General features: G+C 75.6%; 2 protein-coding genes. Both read left to right on the forward strand.

Translation table 11 applies throughout. From position 1 onward, the window contains the following. Positions 1 to 2,350: SDR family NAD(P)-dependent oxidoreductase (locus ACFZAU_RS40855; protein WP_500556444.1), on the forward strand; the 2,350-nt coding region annotated here is incomplete at its 5' end. 415 nt (positions 2,351 to 2,765) lie between these two features. Beyond that, entirely contained in the window at positions 2,766 to 18,281 is a 15,516-nt protein-coding gene (locus tag ACFZAU_RS40860; RefSeq protein ID WP_500556445.1) for a type I polyketide synthase, read from the forward strand. The last annotated feature ends 140 nt before the right edge of the window (positions 18,282 to 18,421 follow it).

Raw genomic sequence — 18,421 nt, forward strand, 5'->3', positions numbered from 1 at the left:
TGAGGCCTACGTGCACGGCGCGTCCGTGGACTGGCAGGCGGTCTTCGCCGGGACCGGCGCGCGCCACGTCGACCTCCCCACCTACGCCTTCCAGCCGCAGCGGTTCTGGCCCGAGATCACCGCGCGTTCCGAGGCCGACGCGCCGGTGGAGAACACGGTCGACGCACGCTTCTGGGAGGCCGTCGAACGCGAGGACCTCGAAGCCCTCGCGGGCACCCTCGCTCTGGACACCCCGGAAGCGATCGGTTCGTTGGGCGATGTCCTGCCCGGTCTGTCCTCGTGGCGCCGGCAGAGCCGTGAGCAGTCCACCGTCGACGGCTGGCGCTACCGCGTCACGTGGAAGCCGGTGCCCGAGCCCGCCTCCGCCCACCTGACCGGCACCTGGCTGCTCACCGTCCCCGACACGCTCACCGGCACCGACGAGGAGTGGGCGGCCGCCGTCGAGCGCACGCTCGCCGAGCGCGGGGCGCAGGTGCGTGCCGTGCGCGTCGAGCACGGCACGGCCGACCGCGAGCAGCTGACGGCGACCGTGAAGGCCGCGCTCGACGGCACCGCGCCCAGTGGCGTCCTCTCCCTCCTCGCCCTCGGCGGCGAGGGCGCGTTCGCCGGTGAACTCGCGTTCGTCCAGGCACTCGGCGACGCCGAGGTGACCGCCCCGCTGTGGTGCGTCACCCGCGGCGCGGTCGCCACCGGCCGCTCCGAGCAGGTGACCGATCCCGCCCAGGCGCTGATCTGGGGTCTCGGCCGGGTCGCCTCCATGGAGCAGGGCGGCCGCTGGGGCGGCCTCGTCGACCTGCCCGGCACGGACACCGCGGACGACCGTACGCTGGCGCGCCTGGCGGGTGTCCTCGGTGGTGACGGCGCGGAGGACCAGGTCGCACTGAGAGCTTCCGGGATCCTCGGCCGTCGTCTGGTGCGCGCGCGCCTCGCGGAGACCAGCACCGTCCGTGAGTGGCGACCGCAGGGCACGGTGCTGGTCACCGGCGGTACGGGCGCGCTCGGCGCGCACGTCGCCCGCTGGCTCGCGTCCAACGGCGCCCACCACCTCCTGCTCGCGAACCGCCGGGGCGTCGACGCCCCCGGCGCCACTGATCTGCGCGACGAACTGACCGCGCTGGGCACGGAAGTGACCGTCGCCGCCTGCGACGTCGCCGACCGCGACGCCCTCGCCGCGCTCCTCGAAGCCATCCCCGCCGACCGCCCCCTGACCGCCGTCGTCCACGCGGCCGCGGCGGTGGACGACGGGGTCATCGAGGCGCTGAGCCCCGAGCAGGTGGAGGCGGTGCTGCGCGTCAAGGTCGACGCGACGCTGCACCTGCACGAGCTGACCCGCGACCTCGACCTCTCGGCGTTCGTGCTCTTCTCCTCCTTCGCCGCCACCTTCGGCGCGCCCGGCCAGGGCAACCAAGCGCCGGGCAACGCCTTCCTGGACGCGTTCGCCGAGCACCGCAGGGCGGCCGGCCTCCCCGCCACGTCCGTGGCCTGGGGCCCCTGGGGCAGCGGCAAGGGCGACAGCAGCGCGGTCGGCGACCGCATGCGCCGCCACGGCATCCTGACGATGGCGCCGGAGCGCACCCTGTCCGCCCTGCAGCACGCGCTGGACCGGGACGAGACGACGCTGACCGTCGCCGACATGGACTGGAAGCGCTTCACCCTCGCCTTCACCGCGGACCGCGACCGGCCGCTGCTGGGCCAACTCCCCGAAGCCCGGCGCGTGATCGAGTCCGCCGAGCGCGAGTCCGCCGACGACCTGGCGGGGGGCGTGCCGCTCGCCAAGCAGCTCGGCGGGCTCCCCGAGGCCGAGCAGGAACGGCTGCTCCTCGACCTCGTCCGCACCGCCGTCGCCGCCGTCCTGGGCCACGCGGACCTGTCGGCCGTGGAGGCGAACCGGGCGTTCAAGGAACTGGGCTTCGACTCGCTCACCTCGGTCGAACTCCGCAACCGCCTCGGGGCCGTGAGCGGGCTCAAGCTGCCCGCCAGCCTGGTCTTCGACCACCCGACGCCGGCCGCCGTCGCCGGTTTCCTGCGCGCCGGTGTCGTGCCCGACGCCGCTGCGGGCGGGGCGCCGCTGCTGGAGGAACTGGACAGGCTGGAGGCCGTGCTGCAGCGGGGGACCGGCGACAACGTCGTACGGGCCCGGGTGACGATGCGGCTGCAGTCGCTGCTGGCCAAGTGGAACGAGAGCGACGAGCCGGAGCCGGCCGGTCCGGCGGTGCCGGTGGCGGCGGAGGCCGAGGACGGTGCCGGGGCGGGCTCGCCCGACGGTGTGCTGGACGAGGTGGCGCAGCTCCAGGACGCCAGCGACGAGGAGCTGTTCGCGTTCATCAACAAGGGGCTCGGCCGCGCCTGAACCGCGGTCCGGGGGCCGGGCCGCCGCCCAGTGGCGGCCCGGCCCCCGGGGTTCCCCGGTGCAGCGGCCCCCCGGCCCCTTCGGGGTCCCCGAATTACCGAATCCGGGGCCGCCGCCGTCCCGTCCGGCCCGGGAATTACGGAACAGATGGCGGAACATTATTGACGGCGGTGTCCTCCGCCGGTCACCATGGTCGACACCCTTTGAATTGCCGCACGGTGGCCATGACCCGTGCAACCTGCGATGCAGGGGTGTGTAGGGGGCCGTTAGGGGTTGTCCGCGGAATCGCGAGCTGAATATTCTGGCCGCTGGCCAGCCGATTTGATCACCGAAGAGGCGGCTGAATACCAGATGCGATTCCCGGCTTTCCGATAATTTTCTGACGGCGCCCGCGGCAAATAGGTGGTTGCGTTAAATGGCGAACGAAGAGACGCTGCGGGACTACCTGAAGCTGGTGACGGCGGATCTGCATCAGACGCGTCAGCGGCTGCGCGAGGCCGAGGCCAAGAGCCAGGAACCCATCGCCATCGTGGGCATGGCGTGCCGCTACCCCGGCGGCGCGACCTCCCCCGAGGACCTCTGGCGGATCGCCGCCGAGGGCGTCGACGCGATCTCCGGTTTCCCCGCGGACCGCGGCTGGGACCTGGAGGCGGTGTTCCACCCGGACCCCGACCACCCGGGCACCAGCTACGCCGACCAGGGCGGCTTCGTCTCCGACATCGCCCGCTTCGACCCGTCGCTCTTCGGGATCTCGCCGCGTGAGGCGCTGGCCATGGACCCGCAGCAGCGGCTGCTGCTGGAGACGTCGTGGGAGGCGTTCGAGCGGGCCGGCATCGACCCGACGTCCATGCGCGGCAAGCAGGTCGGCGTCTTCGTCGGCACCAGCAACCACGACTACCTCGCGGCGCTGCTCAGCTCGTCGGAGAACATCGAGGGCTACATCGGCATCGGCAACGCGGCGAGCGTCGCCTCCGGCCGGCTCTCCTACACCCTCGGCCTCGAGGGACCGGCGCTCACCGTCGACACCGCCTGCTCGTCCTCGCTGGTCGCCCTCCACCTGGCCGTCCAGGCGCTGCGCAACGGCGAGTGCACGCTCGCGCTCGCCGGCGGCGCCACGCTGATGTCCGCCCCCGGCACGTTCGTCGACTACAGCAAGCAGCGCGGCCTCGCCGACGACGGCCGCTGCAAGGCGTTCTCCCCGGAGGCCGACGGCTTCAGCCTCGCCGAGGGCGTCGGCGTGCTCCTGGTGGAGCGGCTGTCCGACGCCCGCCGCAAGGGCCACCCCGTCCTCGCCGTGGTCCGCGGGTCCGCCGTGAACCAGGACGGCGCCAGCAACGGCCTCACCGCGCCCAACGGCCCCTCGCAGCAGCGCGTCATCCTGCAGGCGCTCTCCAACGCCCGGCTCACCCCCGACGAGGTCGACGCCGTCGAGGCGCACGGCACCGGCACCAGCCTCGGCGACCCCATCGAGGCGCAGGCGCTGATCGCCACCTACGGCCAGGACCGCGCCGACGGCGAGCCGCTGTGGGTCGGCTCGCTCAAGACGAACATCGGCCATGCGCAGGCCGCCGCCGGCGTGGCGGGCGTCATCAAGAGCGTGATGGCGATGCGGCACGGCGTGCTGCCGCGCCTCCTCCACCTGACCGAGCCGACGCCGCACGTCGACTGGGAGGCGGGAGAGGTGTCGCTGCTCGCCGAGGCGCGCCCCTGGCCCGAGGGCGACCGGCCGCGCCGCATCGGTGTCTCGTCCTTCGGCATGAGCGGCACCAACGCGCACATCATCCTGGAGGGCGCCGAGACCGCGTCCGACCCGGCCGAACCCGTTGATCCCATCCGCCAGACGACCGCGCCGGCCGTCCTGCCCGTCGTCCTGTCCGGCCGGACCGAGGCCGTCCTGCGCGCGCAGGCCGCCGCGCTGCACGCCCACGTCACCGCCCGCCCGGACCTCCGCATCGCCGACGTCGCGTACTCGCAGGCGCTCACCCGGGCCGCCCTCGACCGCCGCGCCGCGGTCGTCGCCGAGGACCGCGACGGCCTGCTCGCCGGGCTCGCGGCGCTGGCCGAAGCGGGCACCTCTGCCGACGTCGTCGAGGGAAGCGCCGGCGAGGGCAAGCTCGCCTTCCTCTTCACCGGCCAGGGCAGCCAGCGGCTCGGCATGGGCCGGGAGCTGTACGAGACGTACCCGGCGTTCGCGCAGGCGCTGGACGCGGTGTGCGCGCATCTGGACGCGCACCTCGACCGGCCGCTGAGGGACGTGCTGTTCGGGGACGACGCCGACCTGCTCGACCGGACGGAGTGGACCCAGCCGGCGCTGTTCGCGGTCGAGGTGGCCCTGTTCCGGCTGGTCGAATCCTGGGGCCTCCGTCCCGACTACCTGGCGGGCCACTCCATCGGCGAGATCGCCGCCGCGCATGTGGCCGGCGTGTTCTCGCTGGAGGACGCGTGCACGCTCGTCGCCGCCCGCGGCCGGCTGATGCAGGCCCTGCCGGCCGGCGGTGTGATGGTCGCGCTCGAGGCGTCGGAGGACGAGGTCCTGCCGCTGCTCACCGACCGGGTGGGCATCGCCGCCGCCAACGGCCCCCGCGCGGTCGTCATCGCCGGCGACGAGGACGCGGCCGACGCCGTCGTGGCGCGGTTCGAGGGCAGGCGGTCCAAGCGCCTGACGGTCAGCCACGCCTTCCACTCCCCGCACATGGACGGCATGCTCGACGCCTTCCGGGAGGTCGTGGCGCGGCTGACGTTCCAGGCGCCCCGCATCGCGGTCGTCTCCCACGTCACCGGCAACCTGGCCGGCGAGGACATGGCCTCCGCGGACTACTGGGTGCGCCACGTGCGCGAGGCCGTCCGCTTCCTCGACGGCATCCGCCGCCTGGAGGGCCGGGGCGTCACCACGTACCTCGAACTCGGCCCCGGGGGAGTCCTGTCAGCGCTCGGCGAGGAGTGCCGGACCGCCACCGGGCACCGGGCCGCGGCCTTCCTGCCCGCGCTGCGCACCGGCCGTTCCGAGGTTCGGTCGCTGGTGGCGGCCGTCGCCGGCGCCCACGCGCGCGGGCACTCCCCGGACTGGACCGCGCTGTTCGCCGGCACCGGCGCCCGCCGCGTCGACCTGCCGACCTACGCCTTCCAGCGCGAGGCGTACTGGCCGCGCGACGCCTTCTCCTACCTGACGGAACTCCCCGAGGACGGCCGGCCCTCCGCCACCGACGCCAGGTTCTGGGAGGTCGTCGACAGCGAGGACCTGGCCGCCCTCGCCGACACCCTCGGCATCGACGGCGACCAGCCGCTCAGCGCCGTGCTGCCCGCCCTGTCCGCCTGGCACCGCCGCCACCGCGACAGCGACCGGATCGACCAGTGGCGCTACCGCGTCCAGTGGAAGCCGCTGACCGGCCTGCCGCCCGGACGGCTCACCGGGCAGTGGCTGCTCGTGCTGCCCGCCGCGCACGAGGACGACCCGTGGGCGCGCGCCGCCCGGGAGATCCTGACCGCGCGCGGCGCCGGCGTGCGCACGCTCGTCCTCGACCCCGCCGCCGACGACCGCGCGGCCGTCGCCCGGCGCCTGGAGGAGGACGGCACGGCTTCCGTCGAGTTCGCCGGCGTCCTGTCCCTGCTCGCCCTCGACGAGCGGCCGCACCCCGAGGACCCGGCGCTGCCTGCCGGGCTCGCCGCCACCGCCGCCCTCGTCCAGGCGCTCGGCGACGCCGGAGCCGAGGCGCCGCTGTGGAACGCCACCCGGGGCGCGGTCTCCACGGGCCGCTCCGACCGCCTCGCCGGCACCGCCCAGGCCGCGGTCTGGGGCCTCGGCCGCACCGCCGCACTCGAACTGCCCGGCCGCTGGGGCGGCCTGATCGACCTGCCGCAGACGGCCGACGACCGCGCCGCCGGCAGGCTCGCCGACATACTTGGCGGCGCGGGCACCGAGGACCACCTCGCCGTGCGCTCCACCGGGGTCCTCGTCCGCAGGCTGGCCCGCGCCGCCCGCCAGGAGGCCCCCGCCGCCGAGTGGACCACCTCCGGCACCGCCCTGGTCACCGGCGGCACCGGAGCCCTCGGCCGGCATGTCGCCCGCCTGCTCGCCCGCGCCGGCGCCGGCCACCTCCTGCTGGTCAGCCGCCGCGGCGCGGACGCCGAGGGCACCGGCGAACTCGCCGCCGAACTGAACGCCCTGGGCGCCGAGGTCACCTTCGCGGCCTGCGACGTCGCCGACCGCGAGGCGGTCGCCGCACTGCTCGCGGGCATCCCCGCCGAGCACCCCCTGACCACCGTCGTCCACGCCGCGGGCGTCCTCGACGACGGCGTCCTGGACGCCATGACGCCGCGCCGTCTCGCGGACGTCCTGCGGCCCAAGGCGCACGCCGCGCAGGTCCTGCACGAGCTGACGCGCGACCTCGACCTGTCCGCGTTCGTGCTGTTCTCCTCCGTCGCCTCCACCTTCGGCGCCGCGGGACAGGCCAACTACGCGGCCGCCAACGCCCACTTGGACGCCCTCGCCGAGCAGCGGCGCGCCGACGGCCTGCCCGCCACGGTGCTCGCCTGGGGCGCCTGGGCCGAGGGCGGCATGGCCACCGGGGAACTCGTCACCGAGCGGCTGCGGCTCGCGGGCCTGCCCGCGCTCCCGCCCGACCTCGCCCTCGCGGCGCTGCGCTCGTCGCTCGCCCTGGACGAGACCTCCGCCGTCGTCGCCGACATCGACTGGCAACGGCTCGCCCCCGGCCTCGCCTCCGTACGCCCCTGCCCGCTGATCGCCGACCTCCCCGAGGCCGCGCAGGCGCTCGCCGCCGCGCCCGGGACGGCCGCCGACCCCGCGGGCGACAGCGACACGTTCGCCCACCGGCTGGCCGGCGCCCCGGAAGGCGAACGCGACGCACTCGCCCTGGAGTTCGTCCGCGCCCAGGTCGCGGCCGTCCTCGGCCACGCCGGACCTGAGTCCGTCGACCCCGGCACCGCCTTCCGGGACCTCGGCTTCGACTCGCTCACCGCCGTGGAGATCCGCAACCGCCTCGCCGCCCGCACCGGCCTGCGGCTGCCCGCCACGCTGATCTTCGACTACCCCAACTCCCACACCCTCGCCGACTTCCTCCGCGGCGAGGTGCTCGGCGGCCAGGTCACGGACGCGGCCCGCCGCGCCCCCGTCACCGCCGTCCCGGTCGCCGACGACGACCCCATCGCCATCGTCGCGATGAGCTGCCGCTTCCCCGGCGGCGTCCGCAGCCCCGAGGACCTGTGGCAGCTCCTCGCCGGCGGCCGCGACGCCGTCACCGGCTTCCCCGCCGACCGCGGCTGGGACCTCGACGGCCTCTACGACCCCGAGGCCGCCGGCGACACCAGCTACGTCCGCGAGGGCGGGTTCCTCCAGGACGCGGCTGACTTCGACCCCGCGTTCTTCGGGATCTCGCCGCGTGAGGCGCTGGCCATGGACCCGCAGCAGCGGCTGCTGCTGGAGACGTCCTGGGAGGCCTTCGAGCGCGCCGGCATCGACCCCACGACCGTCCGCGGCGAGCAGATCGGCGTCTTCACCGGCACCAACGGCCAGGACTACCTGAACGTCATCCTGGCCGCCCCCGGCGGCGCCGAGGGCTTCATCGGCACCGGCAACACCGCGAGCGTGGTCTCCGGCCGCATCTCCTACGTCCTCGGGCTGGAGGGCCCGGCGGTGACCGTCGACACCGCCTGCTCGTCGTCGCTGGTCGCCCTGCACTGGGCGATGCAGGCACTGCGGGCCGGCGAGTGCTCCATGGCCCTGGCGGGCGGCGTCACCGTGATGTCCACGCCCGCCTCCTTCATCGACTTCAGCCGCCAGCGGGGCCTGGCCGAGGACGGCCGGATCAAGGCCTTCGCCGCCGCGGCCGACGGCACGGGCTGGGGCGAGGGCGTCGGCATGCTGCTCGTCGAGCGGCTGTCGGACGCGCGGCGCAACGGCCACCCGGTCCTCGCGCTCGTACGGGGCTCGGCCGTGAACCAGGACGGCGCCAGCAACGGCCTCACGGCTCCCAACGGCCCGTCCCAGCAGCGGGTGATCCGGCAGGCCCTGGCGAGCGCCGGTCTGGCGGCCGGCGACGTGGACGCCGTCGAGGCGCACGGCACCGGCACCACGCTCGGCGACCCCATCGAGGCGCAGGCGCTGCTGGCCACCTACGGCCAGGACCGCTCGCCCGAACAGCCCCTGTTCCTGGGGTCCGTCAAGTCCAACCTCGGGCACACGCAGGCCGCGGCCGGTGTCGCGGGCATCATCAAAATGGTGCTCGCCATGGAGCACGGCGTGCTCCCGGCGACCCTGCACGTGGACGAGCCCACCCCGCACGTCGACTGGACGGCGGGCGACATCAGCCTGCTCACCGACGCACGGGAGTGGCCCGAGACCGGGCGGCCCCGGCGGGCCGGCGTCTCGTCGTTCGGCATCAGCGGCACCAACGCCCACACCATCGTCGAACAGGCCCCGGAGACCGCGGAGTCCGCCGCCCCCGCGACGTACCGTCCCGGCGTGGTGCCGTGGGTGCTCTCCGCCAAGGACGACGAGGCACTGCGCGACCAGGCGCGACGCCTCCACACCCGCGCCGAGGCCGACCCTGCTCTGCGCCCGGAGGACCTGGGCCTGTCCCTCGCCACGGGCCGCACCACCTTCGAACGGCGCGCGGCGGTCGTCGCCGACGACCGTGCGGGACTGCTCGCCGGGCTCGCCTCGCTGGCGGACGGCCGGCCCGCCGCGCAGGTCGTGACGGACTCCCCGGCGGCCGGCAAGCTCGCGTTCCTGTTCACGGGCCAGGGCAGCCAGCGGCTCGGCACGGGCCGGGAGCTGTACGCCGCGCACCCGGTGTTCGCGGACGCGCTGGACGCGGTGTGCGCCCATCTGGACCCGCACCTCGAAGTACCTATGCGAGAGGTGTTGTTCGGGGAGGACGCGGAGCTTCTCGACCGTACGGAGTTCACGCAGCCCGCGTTGTTCGCCGTCGAGGTGGCGCTGTTCCGGCTGCTGGAGAGCTGGGGGGTGAAGCCGGACTTTCTCTCCGGTCACTCCATCGGTGAGATCGCCGCCGCGCATGTCGCCGGGGTGTTCTCGCTGGAGGACGCGTGCACGCTGGTGGCGGCGCGCGGTCGTTTGATGCAGGCGCTGCCCACGGCCGGTGGCGTGATGATCGCGCTGCAGGCGTCGGAGGACGAGGTCCTGCCGCTGCTGACGGACCGGGTGAGCGTCGCCGCCGTCAACGGACCGGGGTCGGTGGTGATCGCCGGCGACGAGGACGCCGTCACGGCGGTCGTGGAGCTCTTCGCGGACCGCCGGTCGAAGCGGCTGACGGTCAGCCACGCCTTCCACTCCCCGCACATGGACGGCATGCTCGACGCCTTCCGCGAGGTGGTGTCCCGGCTGTCCTTCGAGGCGCCGTGCATCCCGGTCGTCTCCAACCTGACCGGCACCGTCGTCACCGACGCGATGACCTCGCCCGAGTTCTGGGTCCGCCACGTCCGTGAGGCCGTGCGCTTCCTGGACGGCGTCCGCGCGCTGGAGGCCGTGGGCGTCACCACGTACCTCGAACTCGGCCCGGACGGTGTGCTGTCCGCGATGGCCCAGGAGTGCGTGACCGGGGAAGGCGCGGCCTTCGTCCCCGTCCTGCGCTCCACCCGCCCTGAGGCCGAGATCGTCACCACCGCCCTCGCCCACGCCCACACCCGGGGCGTCGCGGTCGACTGGCAGGCGTACTTCGCCGGCACCGGTGCCCGGCGCGTCGACCTGCCCACCTACGCCTTCCAGCGGCAGCGCTACTGGCCGGCCCTGCCCTCCCTCTACCTCGGCGACGTCGAGGCGATCGGCCTCGACGACACCGCGCACCCGCTGCTGAGCGCCGGGGTCGCCCTCCCGGAGTCCGACGGGATGGTGTTCGCCGGACGGCTCGCCCTGGCCACCCACCCCTGGCTGGCCGACCACGCCATCCTCGGCAGCGTCCTGCTGCCCGGCACGGCCTTCGTCGAGCTCGCGATCCGCGCCGGCGACCAGCTCGGCTGCGACCTGCTGGAGGAACTGACCCTCGAGGCGCCGCTGGTGCTGCCCGAGACCGGCGGCATCCAACTGCGGCTGTGGGTCGGCGCCGCCGACCAGGCAGGACGCCGTCCGCTCGCCCTGCACTCGCGCCCCGAGGGCGCCGCCGAGGAACCGTGGACGCGGCACGCCGCCGGTGTGCTCGGCGAGGGGGGCCGGCCGCCGGCCGCCGCCGACCTCACCGCCTGGCCCCCGGCCGGAGCCCGCCCGCTGGACCTGGACGGCCGGTACGAGGGACTCGACGCCATCGGTTTCGCCTATGGGCCCACCTTCCGCGGCCTGCACGCCGCGTGGCAGCGCGACGACGAGGTCTTCGCCGAGGTCAGGCTGCCCCAGGGCGTCGAGGAGGAGGCCCGCCGCTTCGGACTGCACCCGGCCCTGCTCGACGCGGCCCTGCACGCCATCGGCCTCGGCGGCATCGGCGCCGCCGACGGCCAGGGACGCCTGCCGTTCGCCTGGAGCGGGGTGTCCCTGCACGCGGGCGGCGCCGCCGCGCTGCGGGTACGTCTGACCCCGGCCGGCGCCGAGGGCGTCCGGCTGGAGATCGCGGACGCCTCCGGAGCGCTCGTGGCGAGCGTCGAGTCCCTGGGGCTGCGCCCCGTGACGGCCGGTCAGCTCGCCACCCGCCCCGCCCACCACGAGTCCGTCTTCCGGACCCGGTGGACCGAACTGCCGGGCCCGGCCGTCCTCACCGACGGCTCCCCGGTCCGCTGGGCCGCCCTCGGCGACGCGGCCCGCGCCCTGCTCGCCGGCACGGACGCGGACACCCACCCCGGCCTCGCGGCGCTGGCCGCGGCCGTCGACGCGGGGGCGGCCGTCCCGGACGAGGTCGTCACCGTCCTCGCCGTCCACCCGGGGACCGTCCCCGCGCCGGTCGTCCACGAGGCCGCGCACGACGCCCTCGCCCTCGCCCAGGCCTGGCTTGCGGACGACCGCTTCGCCGCCTCCCGCCTGGTGGTCGTGACCCGGGGCGCGATGGCTGCCGACACGCCCGGCGTGGACGACCTGGTCGCGGCGACCGTGTGGGGCCTGCTCGGCTCCGCGCAGACCGAGAACCCGGGCCGGATCGCCCTCGTCGACATCGACATCGACATCGACGCCGACGGACACGACAGCACCCGCCACGGCCTGCAGGCGGCCCTGACCAGTGACGAGGAGCGGTTCGCCCTGCGCGGCGGCACCGTACTCGTGCCGCGCCTGGCACGCGCCGAGAACCGTACGACTGGCGGGGACGACGACGCCCGCGACCGCGGCCCCGCCTTCGGGCCCGACGGCACGGTGCTCGTCACCGGCGCCACCGGCGCGCTCGGCGGCCTCGTCGCCCGGCACCTGGCCGGCCGCCACGGCGTGCGGCGGCTGCTGCTCGTCGGCAGGCGCGGCGCGGAGGCGCCCGGCGCCGCCGCGCTCGTCGCGGACCTCGCCGCCTCCGGTGCCGAGGCGACCTGGGCCGCGTGCGACGTCGCCGACCGGGACGCCCTCGCCGACGTCCTCGACGGGATCCCCGCCGAGCACCCGCTGACCGGTGTCGTGCACACCGCCGGCGTCCTTGACGACGGCGTCGTCTCCTCGCTGACCCCGCAGCGGCTCTCCGCCGTCCTGCGCCCCAAGGTCGACGCCGCCCTCCACCTGCACGAGCTCACCCAGGACGCGGACTTGACGGCGTTCGTGCTGTTCTCGTCCACCTCCGGGCTCTTCGGCGGCCCCGGACAGGCCAACTACGCCGCCGCCAACGCCTTCCTCGACGCCCTCGCCCGGCACCGCCACGCACGCGGCCTGCCCGCGACCGCGACGGCCTGGGGCCTGTGGGACGTCGCCGACGGCATGGCCGGGGCCCTCGACGCCACCGACGTCAACCGCATGCGCCGCGCCGGGCTGCCGCCGCTGACGGCCACCGACGGCCTGGAGCTGTTCGACACCGCGCTCACCCTGCCCGAGGCGTCCCTCGCCCTCATGCGCGTCGACGCCGGGGCGCTGCGCTCCCTGGCGGCGGCCGGAACCCTCGCCCCGCTGCTGCGCGGCCTCGTGCGCGGCGTGGCCCGGCGTACCGTCGACGCCTCCGCCGCCACCGGGGCGGCCCAGTCCGAGCTGCGGGCCCGGCTCTCCGCGCTCCCCGCGGCCGAGCGGGACCGCGCCGTGCTCGACCTGGTCCGTACCGAGGTCGCCGCGACGCTCGGGCACACGGGAGCGGCGTCCGTCGAGCCCGGCCGCGCCTTCAAGGAACTCGGCTTCGACTCGCTGACCGCCGTCGAGCTGCGCAACCGGCTGGCCGCCGCGACCGCGCTGCGCCTGCCCGCGACGCTGATCTTCGACTACCCCGACCCCACCGTTCTCGCCCGCCACCTGCGCGCCGAACTGACCGGCGACACCGCCGCGGCGTCCGGCGGAACCACCCCGGCACCCGTGGCCGCCGACGACGAGCCGATCGCCGTCGTGGCGATGAGCTGCCGCTACCCCGGAGGCGTCCGCAGCCCCGAGGACCTGTGGGAGCTGCTGACGGCCGGCGCGGACGGCATCACACCCCTGCCGCGCAACCGCGGCTGGGACACCGAGGCGCTGTATGACCCCGACCCCGAGAGCCGGGGCACCAGCTACGCCCGCGCGGGCGGCTTCCTCCACGACGCCGCCGACTTCGACGCGCACTTCTTCGGCATCTCGCCGCGCGAGGCGCTGGCCATGGACCCGCAGCAGCGGCTGCTCCTGGAGACCACCTGGGAGGCCTTCGAGCGGGCCGGCATCGCGCCGTCCTCCGTACGGGGCAGCAGCACCGGCGTCTTCGCCGGCGTGATGTACCACGACTACGGCGCGCGCCTGCACGCCGTGCCCGACGTGGTCGAGGGCTACCTCGGCACCGGCAGCTCCAGCAGCGTCGTCTCCGGGCGTGTCGCCTACACCTTCGGCCTGGAGGGTCCCGCGGTCACCGTCGACACCGCGTGCTCGTCCTCGCTGGTCGCCCTCCACCTGGCCGCGCAGGCCCTGCGGCGCGGCGAGTGCTCGTTGGCCCTTGCGGGCGGCGTGACGGTGATGTTCACCCCGGGCACCTTCATCGAGTTCAGCCGCCAGCGCGGCCTGGCCGCCGACGGCCGCTGCAAGTCGTTCGCGGCCGCCGCCGACGGCACCGGCTGGGGCGAGGGCGCCGGCATGCTCCTGCTGGAACGCCTCTCCGACGCCCGCCGCAACGGCCACCCGGTCCTCGCGGTCGTGCGCGGCTCCGCCGTCAACCAGGACGGTGCGAGCAACGGCCTGACCGCGCCCAACGGACCCTCCCAGCAGCGCGTCATCCGCGCCGCCCTCGCCGGCGCCGGAGTCGCCGCGAAGGACGTCGACGTCGTCGAGGCGCACGGCACCGGCACCACGCTCGGCGACCCCATCGAGGCGCAGGCCCTGCTCGCCACCTACGGGCAGGAGCACACCGACGACCGCCCGCTGCTGCTCGGGTCGGTGAAGTCCAACCTCGGCCACACCCAGGCCGCCGCCGGCGTCGCGGGCGTCATCAAGATGGTCATGGCGATGCGGCACGGCGTCGTGCCGAAGACCCTCCACGTCGACGAGCCCACCCCGCACGTCGAGTGGTCGTCGGGCGCGGTGTCCCTGCTCACCGAGCAGGTGGCCTGGCCCGAGACCGGCCGCCCGCGCCGGGCCGGGGTCTCCTCCTTCGGCATCAGCGGCACCAACGCCCACGCCATCATCGAGCAGGCCCCCGACCCCGCTCCCGCCGCCGTATCCGCGCCCGAGACGGAGGCCGCGCCGAGCCTCGTCCCCGTGGTCGTGTCGGCCCGCGGCGAGGAGGCGCTGCGCGCCCAGGCCCGCCGCCTGCACACGCAGCTGAGCGACGACACCGCCCCGGGCACCACCGACATCGCCCTCTCCCTGGCCACGACCCGCTCCGCGCTCGAACAGCGCGCCGCGCTCGTCGCCGCGGACCGCGACGGCCTCCTGCGCGGCCTGGACGCCCTCGCCCGCGGCGAGGACACCGCCGGACTGCTGCGCGGCACCGCCCGCACCGGCGGCACGGCGTTCCTCTTCACCGGCCAGGGCAGCCAGCGACCCGGCATGGGCCGCGAACTGTACGCCGCGCACCCGGTGTTCGCCGCCGCCCTCGACGAGGTCTGCGCCGAACTCGACCGGCACCTCGACGTACCGCTGAAGGACGTGCTGTTCGGACAGGACGCGGAGCTTCTCGACCGTACAGAGTTCACGCAGCCCGCGCTCTTCGCCGTCGAGGTGGCCCTGTTCCGGCTCGTCGCATCGCTCGGCCTGACCCCCGACTTCGTCAGCGGACACTCCGTCGGCGAGATCGTCGCCGCCCACGTCGCGGGCGTCCTGTCGCTCCAGGACGCCGCCGAACTGGTCGCCGCACGTGCCCGGTTGATGCAGGCCCTCCCCGCCGGTGGCTCGATGATCGCGCTGCAGGCCCCGGAGGAGGAGGTCCTGCCGCTGCTGGACGACCGGGTGAGCGTCGCCGCGGTCAACGGCCCCCGCTCGGTGGTCGTCGCCGGCGACGAGGACGCGGCCACGGCGCTCGTCGAGCGCTTCCCGGACCGCAAGTCCACCCGCCTGACCGTCAGCCACGCCTTCCACTCCCCGCACATGGACGGCATGCTGGCCGAGTTCCGCAAGGTCGCCGAGGGCCTGGTCTACGAGGCCCCGCGCATCCCGGTCGTCTCGAACCTCACCGGGGCCGTCGTCACCGACGAGATGGGCTCCGCCGACTTCTGGGTCCGGCACGTCCGCGAGGCCGTCCGCTTCCTCGACGGAATCCGCGCCCTGGAAGCGGCCGGCGTCACCACGTACCTCGAACTCGGCCCCGACGGCGTGCTGTCCGCGATGGCCCAGGAATGCGTCACCGGCGACGAGGACGACGCGAGCGGCGAGGCGGTCTTCGCCCCCGTCCTGCGTCGCGACCGGTCCGAGGCCGAGACCCTCGTCACCGCCCTCGCCCGCGCCCACGTCCACGGAGCCGCCGTCGACTGGGCGGCGTACTTCGCGGGAACCGGCGCCCGGCGCGTCGACCTGCCCACCTACGCCTTCCAGCGCAAGCGCTACTGGCTCGACGTGGGCCTCGGTGTCGAGGACGTCCTGGCCGCGGGACTCGACACCGCCGACCACCCGCTGCTCGGCGCCGCCGTCGCGCTCCCGGCGTCCGACGGGCTCGTCCTGACCGGACGCCTGGCCCTGTCCACGCACCCCTGGCTGGCCGAGCACACGGTCATGGACACCGTGCTGCTGCCCGGCTCGGCCTTCGTGGAACTCGCCCTGCGCGCCGGTACCGAGTGCGGCTGCGACACGCTGGAGGAACTCACCGTCGAGGCCCCGCTGATCCTTCCCGAGCAGGGCGCCATCCAGCTCCAGGTGGCGGTGGAGGCTCCCGACGAGGCGGGCCGCCGGAGCCTGACGCTGCACGCACGACGCGCCGACGCCCCCGCCGACACGCCGTGGACCCGGCACGCCGCCGGAATCCTCGCGCCCACCACTGCTGCCACGGCTCCGTCCGACCTGGCAGCGTGGCCGCCGCCCGGCGCGGAACCCGTCCCCACCGAGGAGTTCTACCCGGCCGCCGCAGCCGCCGGGCTCGGCTACGGACCGGCGTTCCAGGGCCTGCGCTCCGCGTGGCGGCGCGGTGGCGAGACGTTCGCCGAGATTGCACTCGCCGAGGAGCACACCACCGACGCCCCCGCCTACGGCATCCACCCCGCCCTGCTCGACGCCACCCTGCACGCCATCGGCCTGCGCGAGCCCGCCGACGGCGAGGCGGAAGGCGCCCGGCTGCCGTTCGCCTGGACCGGCGTCCGGCTGCACGCGGTCGGCGCCGCCTCGATCCGCGTCCGGCTGACCCCCGCCGGGTCCGGGGGAGTGGCCCTGGAACTGGCGGACGCGGCGGGCGCGCCCGTCGCCTCGGTGGAGTCCCTCGTCCTGCGGCCCGTCACCGCCGGGCAGATCGGCGACGACCGGGCCGCCCACCACGAGTCCCTGTTCGCCGCCGAATGGACCAGGCTGCCCCTGCCGGCCGCCGCGGTCCCCGCGGGCGAGCGCTGGGCCGTACTCGGCGAGGACGCCGCTGCCCTGCGCGTCGGCGGCGAGTCCCTGGAGACCCACCCCGGACTCCCCGCGCTGCGCGCCGCGCTCGCGGCGGGCGCCCCGGCACCGGACGTCGTCCTCGTACCGCTGCCGTCCGCGGACGACGGCGGGCCCGCGACGGACGCACGGACGGCCGCCCACCACGCCCTCGCCCTGGTCAAGGACTGGCTCGCCGAGCAGCGGCTGGACGACGCACGGCTCGTCCTCGTCACCCGTGGAGCCGTCGCGGCCGCCGAGGGCGAGCACGTCACCGACCTCGCCCACACCCCGGTCTGGGGGCTGGTGCGCTCGGCGCAGTCGGAGAACCCCGGGCGTTTCGTGCTCGTCGACACCGACGGCACCGACGCCTCCCTGGCGGCCCTGCCCGCGGCGCTCGCCACCGACGAACCCCAGTTCGCCCTGCGGGCGGGCGAGGCCCACGCCTTCCGGCTGCGGCGCGTCGCGCGAGACGGCGCCGAGACCGGGGTCCCCGCCTTCGACACCGACGGGACGGTGCTGGTCACCGGCGCCACCGGCACCCTGGGCGGCCTGCTGGCCCGTCACCTGGTGGCGGTGCACGGCGTACGGCACCTGCTGCTGCTCAGCCGGCGCGGCTCCGACGCGCCCGGTGCCGCCGAACTGACCGCCGACATCGTCGCGTCGGGGGCGACCGTGACGTGGGCGGCATGCGACGCCGCCGACCGTGAGGCGCTGGCGGCGGTCCTGGCGGCCGTCCCCGCCGGGCGTCCGCTGACCGCCGTCGTCCACACCGCCGGTGTCCTCGACGACGGCATCATCGACTCCCTCACCCCCCAGCGCCTCGACACCGTCCTGCGCCCCAAGGCCGACGCCGCCTGGAACCTCCACGAGCTCACCGAAGGCGGCGCGGTCACCGCCTTCGTCCTCTTCTCCTCCGTCGCCGGCTCCTTCGGCGCGCCCGGCCAGGGCAACTACGCCGCCGCCAACGCCTTCCTCGACGCCCTCGCCCAGCACCGTCGCGCCCGCGGACTGCCCGCCACCTCCCTCGCCTGGGGCCTGTGGGCCACCGAGGGCGGCATGGCCGGTGCCCTCGACGAGACGGACCTCGGCAGGATGGCCCGCTCCGGCGTCCTCGGCCTCGCACCCGACGAGGGACTGGCCCTCTTCGACACCGCCACCACCCTCGACGACGCCGTCCTCGTCCCCATGCGCGTCGACCCGGCCGCACTGCGCGCCCAGGCCGCCGACGGCACGCTGCCGCCGCTGCTGCGCTCCCTGGTCCGCGTCCCGGCCCGCCGCGTCGCCGACACCGGTGCCCACGGCGCGACGCGCCCCGGCGCCGATGCCACGGGCTCGCTGGAGGCACGCCTGGCCGGACTCCCGGCCGGCGACCGCGACCGCCTGCTCACGGACCTGGTCCGCACCCAGGTCGCCGCGGTCCTCGGCCACGGCGGGGCGGACGACGTGGACGCCTCCCGCGGCTTCCTCGACCTGGGCTTCGACTCCCTCACGGCGGTCGACCTGCGCAACCGGCTCACCGCGCACTCGGGACTGCGGCTGCCGGTCACCCTCATCTTCGACTACCCGTCGCCCACCGCCCTCGCCCGCTACCTCGGCGACCGGCTCGGCCAGGGCGACCAGGCACGCCCGCCCGTCCACGCGGAACTCGACCGGCTCGAGGCGGTCCTCGCGGCGGTCGGCCCCGACGACGTCGAACGCGCCGGCATCACGTCCCGGCTGCGGGACCTGCTCGCGCAGTGGAACGGAACGCACGGTGCGCAGGACAGCGCCGCCGAGGAGCGGCAGATCCAGTCCGCGACCGCCGAGGAGATCTTCGATCTCCTCGACGACGAACTGGGGCTGTCCTGAACGGCCCCGGGCCGGCCGGCTCCCCGACACGACCCGGCCCGGTCCACGGCTTGGCCCGAGGCCCGGCCCGCGGCCCGGCCCGCGGCCAGTCCCGCGGCCCGGCCCACGGCCTCCGATCCACCGGCTCCGCGCGAGCCTTC

This window comes from Streptomyces sp. NPDC008238 (genome assembly GCF_042956445.1).
In the GTDB taxonomy this organism is placed as follows: Bacteria; Actinomycetota; Actinomycetes; order Streptomycetales; family Streptomycetaceae; genus Actinacidiphila.